This is a genomic window from Pantoea sp. C2G6 (assembly GCF_051336815.1).
Classification (GTDB): Bacteria; Pseudomonadota; Gammaproteobacteria; order Enterobacterales; family Enterobacteriaceae; genus Pantoea.
Genome location: NZ_JBGMNJ010000015.1, coordinates 115,412 through 121,971, shown reverse-complemented (window position 1 = coordinate 121,971; position 6,560 = coordinate 115,412). Strand labels below are relative to the sequence as shown.

The following is a 6,560-nucleotide window of genomic DNA, read 5'->3' as shown; positions in this document are numbered from 1 at the left end:
TTACGCTTTCCTCCTTCAGAGTCAACCTCTTTTTCAGAAGTTTTTCTCCGGCGGGTCAGTTTCCTGAACCTCTCAACCCGTTTCCCGTTGCCGGTGTGCCGTGTCGATGGAGGCGCATTATAGGGAGTTCGCGCGGGCTGACAAGCGTTTATTGCGAAAAGATTATCGTTCGTAGTTATTTTCATCAAATCGCGCTATTTCGCTACGATTTGCCTGGTAACTGTACAAAATCATTGGCAAAACTTCGCACCTGTTGCCAGTCGGTGTACTCAATTTCTTTGGTTGAATCGGTCTCGCCGCCGGTCATCCGCATAATCAGCTGAATCATCACGCGGTCAAACCAGCGATAGCGCGGATAATAGAGCGCACCGGCAAACACGGCACAACAATCGGGCTGCCACGGTGACTGTGCCAGGAACTTTTGCGTATAGGCATTGGTTTCAGGGGAGCGCTTCTCAGGTTTGCGCGCCGTCAGGTTGACGGAGAAGAACCCGCTGGTGCGCTGCTGCAACTCATGCAGGTGCTGCTTAACGAACTTATCCACCACCGGCTGAAAATGGCCATAGCGAATTGATGCGCCAATCAGTACCCGATCATACTGTGCCCAGTCAGGCAGAGTAGCATCCTGAATGTTCAGCACATCACATTGCTGCTGCTGACGGATCACCTCTGCAATAGAAGAGGCAATCTTCTGCGTTTGTCCGTCGCGAGTGGAATAGAGAATCAGCGCTTTCATGTCAGCATCCTTATTAATTATTCACGCCAGAAAGTTGGCGTGAACAGCACCAGCAAGGTGAAAACCTCGAGACGCCCGAATAACATGGTGGAGATAAGAATCCATTTCGCCACATCATTCATTGAAGTGAAGTTATCAGCCACCACCCCTAAGCCAGGGCCGAGGTTGTTCAGCGTCGCGGCAACCGCAGCAAAAGCTGAGAAGTCGTCAACGCCGGTGGCGATGATCGCCAGCATACTGACCAGGAACACCAGCGCATACGCTGAGAAGAATCCCCATACCGCTTCAAGGATACGTTCCGGCAATGCCCGGTTACCCAGCTTAATGGTATAGACCGCGTTAGGGTGAACCAGACGTTTAAGCTCACGGTTACCCTGCTTGCATAATAGCAGGATGCGGATCACCTTCAGGCCACCGCCGGTTGAACCGGCACAGCCACCAATAAAGGCGGAACAGAGCAGCAGTACCGGCAGGAACAGTGGCCAGCGTGCGATGCTGTCGGTGGTAAACCCCGCCGTGGTCGCCATCGAGACCACCTGGAAGAAGGCCTGGTTCAGCGTTTGCCAGCCGCTGGCGTAGACGTTATGGAACCAGAGCACCAGCGTACAGATCAACACCAGCGTCAGCTGGACGCCAATAAACATGCGGAGTTCCGGGTCGCGCCAGTAAACGCGCAGATTACGTCCGCTTAACATGGCAAAGTGCAGGCCGTAGTTACAGCCGGAGATCAGCAGGAATACAGCCACGATGGTATTGATGGTGCCACTGTGAAAATAGCCGATGCTGGCATCGTGGGTTGAGAAGCCGCCAATGGCGATGGTTGAGAAGCTGTGGCCAATGGCGTCGAATGCCGGCATGCCCGCCAGCCACAGCGCCAGCGCACAGGCTACCGTCAGCAGCACATAGATCAGCCAGAGCGTTTTCGCCGTTTCAGCAATCCGCGGCCGCATTTTGTTATCTTTCAGCGGTCCGGGCATTTCGGCGCGATAGAGCTGCATCCCCCCGACGCCCAGAATCGGCAGAATCGCCACCGCTAAAACGATGATCCCCATACCGCCGAGCCACTGCAACATCTGCCGATAGAACAGAATCGCCTTGGGCAAGGAGTCGAGCCCCACCAGCGTGGTCGCGCCGGTGGTCGTCAGGCCGGAGAACGATTCAAAGAACGCATCCGTCACCGAAAGATGCGGCTGCTCGGCAAAGATAAAGGGCATCGCCCCGACGCTGCCCAGTACCGTCCAGAAGAGTACGACAATCAGAAACCCTTCACGCGGCTTGAGTTCGGTTTTCTTTTTACGATTCGGCCACCAGAGCAGCGAGCCGATCACCAGCGCCATCATAAAGGTCTGACTAAACGCCCGCCCCGCGCCGTCGCGATAAATCAGGGCGACCAGGCCGGGCAAAATCATCGTCACTGAGAAGAGGATCACCAGCAGACCGACTATGCGGGTAATGGCGCGAAAGTGCATTCAGCCGTTCCTTTAAATAAAGAGATGAACATCAGGGTATGAGCGGGATAAGCGAGAGTGCGCCCCGACTAAAGTCTGACAGATTTTGCCTGAATCCGTCGATCTGTCCATAAGGTACCGCCAGCGTCAGTGCGATGCGGTCCTGATAGTGGCTGTCTGTCACTTTGCCTTCGAAACGCTGCACCAGCCGCTCAATATCGCTGAGCTGAGCATAGTCACACTGCAAAGTAAAAAGCTTCATCGGCACTTTGCGCTGCCGCGGCAGCTGCTTAAGTCCCTGCTGCACGCCGCCGCCATACGCTTTGACCAGGCCACCGGTCCCCAGCATGATGCCGCCATAGTAACGCACCACCACCGCCGTGATTTCGCCAATATTCGCGCCCATCAGCTGCGCCAGCATCGGTTTTCCCGCGGTTCCCGATGGTTCACCATCATCAGAGAAGCCGAGCTGTTGAGAATCATCGGGCGCGCCCGCCACCCACGCCCAGCAGTGATGCCGGGCGGCGGGATGGTCACTTTTCACCTGCTGGACAAACGCGCGGGCCGCTTCCGCGCCATCGGTGTGCGCCAGCAGCGTGATAAAGCGGCTCTTTTTAATGGTCTCCTCGCTGACGCTTAACGCCACAGCGGGAATATCAAAGGCCTCCATCAGGCCAGGTGCAGATCGCGGGTCATGTTTTCAACGCGATGGGCATGGATCACCACGTTATCCTCAATACGAATCCCACCATAAGGCCGAAGCGCGTCGATCGCCTGCCAGTTAAAGTGCTGACTGAATCGACCTTCACGCAGCGGAGCCAGTAACGAGTCGATAATATAGAAGCCCGGCTCAATGGTTAATACCATGCCGGGTTGCAGCACGCGGGTACAGCGCAGATAAGGATATTGCGCTGGCGCGGCGAGATGTGTGCCCTGCTCATCCTGCATAAACCCGGCGACATCATGCACCTGCAAGCCAAGCGGATGACCCAGGCCGTGAGGCATAAACGGACCGGTCAGGTCTTCCGCCACCAGCGCCTCTTCACTGATCCCCTGTACCAGCTCAAACTTCAGCAACATTTTCGCAATGCGCTGGTGCATCTGAAGATGATAATCGCTGTAGCGCACGCCCGCTTTCAGCGTGGCGATCAGCGCCAGCTCTTCAGCATTCATCGCTTCAACCATGCGGGCATAGAGCGAACTGCTCTGAGCGGCATAGCTGCGGGTCAAATCAGCGGCATAACCGAGATACTCTGCGCCCGCATCGATCAGGAAGCTGTGACGCTTAGCTGGCGGCTGATGATCCAGCCGGGTGTAGTGCAGCACCGCGGCATGTTCGTTCAGCGCGATGATATTGCCATAGGGTACATCGGTGTCGCGATGACCGGTCGCGGTCAGGTAGGCCTGATTGATGTCGAACTCGCTTAAACCGGCTGAGAACGCCTCTTTCGCCGCGCGATGACCGGCAACCGCCAGCTTCTGCGCCTGACGCATACAGGCCAGTTCATAATCCGTTTTAATGCTGCGATGAAAATGCAGGTAATCGATGACCGCTTTTGGATTGATATTGCCAGAGGCGATACCGAGCTGCGCGGCGCGCGCATTGACTGGCCCGATATAGGCGACATTATCCCGCTGCGCAGGCAGGAGCTGAGCAATCTCATCGGCGTTTTTCAGGCCGATAACCTCAACATCTTCGGTCCAGAAGCTGTCCGGCAGCGGTTCAACGTTATGCCAGTAATCGACCGGCGAGTAGAACCACAGTTTCGGTTTGTTCACGCCATCAATCCACAGCCAGCAGTTCGGCACCTGCGTCACCGGCACCCAGGCTTTGAATTGCGGATTCACCTTAAATGGATAGGTGTGATCATCCAGAAACACCGTCAACAACTCACCGGAATGAATCAACATCGCATCCAGTTTATTGCGTGCCAGCACCTGCTGCGCCCGTTGTTGCAACGTGGCGATGTGCGCGTGATACAAGGTCTTCAGTGAATCCATTGACGTCTCTCCAGTGTCGCGAAATGGCCGCAGTTTAGCACACCCCTTGCGCAGATGCCGAAGCTGGCGCAGCTGTGATCTTGTTAGCAAATAAGCAAAGAGCAGTTTGCAAAAAATTAACATCGCTCCCACACTCACGATCATCTGGTATGACCAGATCACCTTTCGCGGTTTCAGGAGACGCACATGCTCTACCAAGGCGCTAACCTTACTCTTCACTGGCTGGACGATGGCATCGCCGAGCTGGTTTTTGACGCTACCGGCTCGGTCAACAAACTCGACACACAGACTGTCGCCAGCCTCGGCGAAGCCATTGCGGTACTGGAACAGCAGCCAGCACTGCGCGGCCTGCTGCTCAGCTCCGCTAAACCCGCTTTTATTGTCGGCGCAGACATCACCGAATTTCTTTCGCTATTTGATGCCCCGACAGAAAAACTGAGCCAGTGGCTGAGCTACGCCAACAGCATCTTTAATCGTCTGGAAGATCTGCCGGTGCCGACCCTCGCGGCGATCGACGGCTACGCGCTGGGCGGTGGATGTGAATGCGTGCTGGCAACCGATCTGCGCGTCGCCACCGCTGACGCGCGCATTGGCCTGCCGGAAACGAAGCTCGGGATCATGCCGGGGTTTGGCGGCAGCGTTCGTCTGCCGCGCCTGCTAGGGGCTGACAGCGCGCTGGAGATCATTGCCGCTGGCAAGGATGTTGATGGCAACGCCGCGCTTAAACTCGGCCTGGTCGATGCGGTGGTCGCCCGCGATAAGCTACGTCAGGCGGGCATCACCATGTTAAAAGCCGCCGCGCTCGATGGCAGCTGGCGTGCGCGTCGCGCGCCTAAACTGGCGCCGCTGAAACTGAGCCCGATTGAAGCGGCCATGAGCTTTACTATCGCGAAAGCGATGGTGATGCAGACCGCGGGGAAACACTATCCAGCCCCGCTGATGGCGGTAAAAACCATCGAAGCCGCCGCCAGCCTTGGCCGTGACGACGCGCTGAAACTCGAAACTGCCGCCTTTGTGCCACTGGCGCAGTCTGACGAGGCACGGGCGCTGGTCGGCATTTTCCTCAACGATCAATATGTCAAAGGTCTGGCGAAAAAACGTGCCAGCGAAAGCGGCACGCCCGCTCAGGCGGCGGTACTGGGCGCAGGCATTATGGGTGGCGGCATCAGCTACCAGTCGGCGTGGAAAGGTGTGCCGGTCAGAATGAAGGACATCAATCCGCAGGCGTTAACCCTGGGGATGAACGAAGCCAGTAAGCTGCTGAATAAACTGCTGGAACGCGGCAAAATCGACGGCAATAAACTCGCCAGGGTGATCGCCACTATCCAGCCCACGCTGGATTACGCCGGTTTTGACCAGGCCGATGTGGTGGTAGAAGCCGTGGTAGAGAACCCTCTTATCAAAGCCAAAGTGCTGGCGGAAACTGAACAGCATCTGCGTGACGACGCCATTCTGGCTTCCAACACCTCGACCATTCCCATCAGTCAGCTGGCCCAGGCGTTGCAGCGCCCTGAGAACTTCTGTGGCATGCACTTCTTTAATCCGGTGCCGCGTATGCCGCTGGTAGAGGTGATCCGGGGCGAGAAAACCAGTGAAGCCACACTGAGCAAAGTGGTGGCCTGGGCCAGCAAAATGGGCAAAACGCCGATCGTGGTGAATGACTGTCCCGGCTTCTTTGTTAACCGCGTGCTGTTCCCCTACTTCGCCGCCTTCAGCCTGCTGCTGCGCGACGGCGCGGATTTCCGCCAGATTGATAAAGTGATGGAGAAGCAGTTCGGCTGGCCAATGGGCCCTTCCTGGCTGCTCGATGTGGTCGGCATCGATACCGCGCATCACGCGCAAAGCGTCATGGCCGACGGCTTCCCGGACCGGATGAAGCACGACTACCGCGACGCGATCGATGTGCTGTTTGAAGCGGGTCGTTTCGGCCAGAAAAATGGCAAAGGTTTCTGGCGCTGGGAAACTGACAAAAAGGGCAAAGCGAATAAAGTGGCTGACAGCGAGGTCAATACGCTGCTGCAACCGGTCTGCCAGCCTGCGCGGGTCTTCAGCGACGAGGAGATCCTCAATCGCATGATGCTGCCGATGCTGAATGAGGTGGTGCGCTGTCTGGAGGAGAGGATCATCGCTTCGCCAGCAGAAGCGGATATGGCGCTGGTCTACGGTCTCGGCTTTCCGCCTTTCCGTGGCGGGGCGTTCCGCTATCTCGATACGCTGGGCAACAGCAATGTGGTCGATCAGGCCCGGCGCTACAGCGCCCTCGGCGGCCTGTATGCCCTGCCTGCCCTGCTGGTAGAGAAAGCGCATCAGCATGAGAGCTGGTATCCCGCTGCCAAACCGATTGATGAAGCCGCGCTGAAAAGCGCCTGAGGGTA

Annotated in this window: 5 protein-coding genes; 1 reads left to right on the top strand and 4 read right to left on the bottom strand. The window is 57.0% G+C overall.

Going from position 1 to position 6,560, the window contains the following annotated elements; translation table 11 throughout:
* Positions 1–202: 202 nt before the first annotated feature.
* Genes hemG through pepQ form a run of 4 tightly spaced genes read right to left on the bottom strand, consistent with a single transcriptional unit; the run spans position 203 to position 4,185 of the window.
* Positions 203–736 carry a menaquinone-dependent protoporphyrinogen IX dehydrogenase gene (gene hemG, locus ACCW71_RS17510; protein ID WP_436373556.1) on the bottom strand — a complete coding sequence of 178 codons (534 nt, stop codon included), beginning with the start codon at positions 734–736 and terminating at the stop codon, positions 203–205.
* 17 nt (positions 737–753) lie between these two features.
* Positions 754–2,205 (bottom strand): Trk system potassium transporter TrkH, encoded by a 1,452-nt coding sequence (trkH, locus tag ACCW71_RS17505; RefSeq protein ID WP_436373555.1) that lies wholly within the window; start codon positions 2,203–2,205, stop codon positions 754–756.
* Positions 2,206–2,236: 31 nt separating this feature from the next.
* Entirely contained in the window at positions 2,237–2,854 is a 618-nt protein-coding gene (locus tag ACCW71_RS17500) for an IMPACT family protein (RefSeq protein ID WP_436373553.1), read from the bottom strand.
* On the bottom strand, positions 2,854–4,185 hold the full coding sequence (gene pepQ, locus ACCW71_RS17495) for a Xaa-Pro dipeptidase (RefSeq protein WP_436373551.1): 1,332 nt from the start codon (positions 4,183–4,185) through the stop codon (positions 2,854–2,856). The genes ACCW71_RS17500 and pepQ overlap by 1 nt, the downstream gene beginning before the upstream one ends.
* Positions 4,186–4,371: 186 nt before the next feature.
* Here pepQ and fadB point away from each other — a divergent pair, with 186 nt between their 5' ends.
* Positions 4,372–6,555, top strand: coding sequence for a fatty acid oxidation complex subunit alpha FadB (fadB, locus tag ACCW71_RS17490; RefSeq protein ID WP_436373549.1), 2,184 nt, complete (start codon positions 4,372–4,374; stop codon positions 6,553–6,555).
* Positions 6,556–6,560 lie beyond the last annotated feature (5 nt).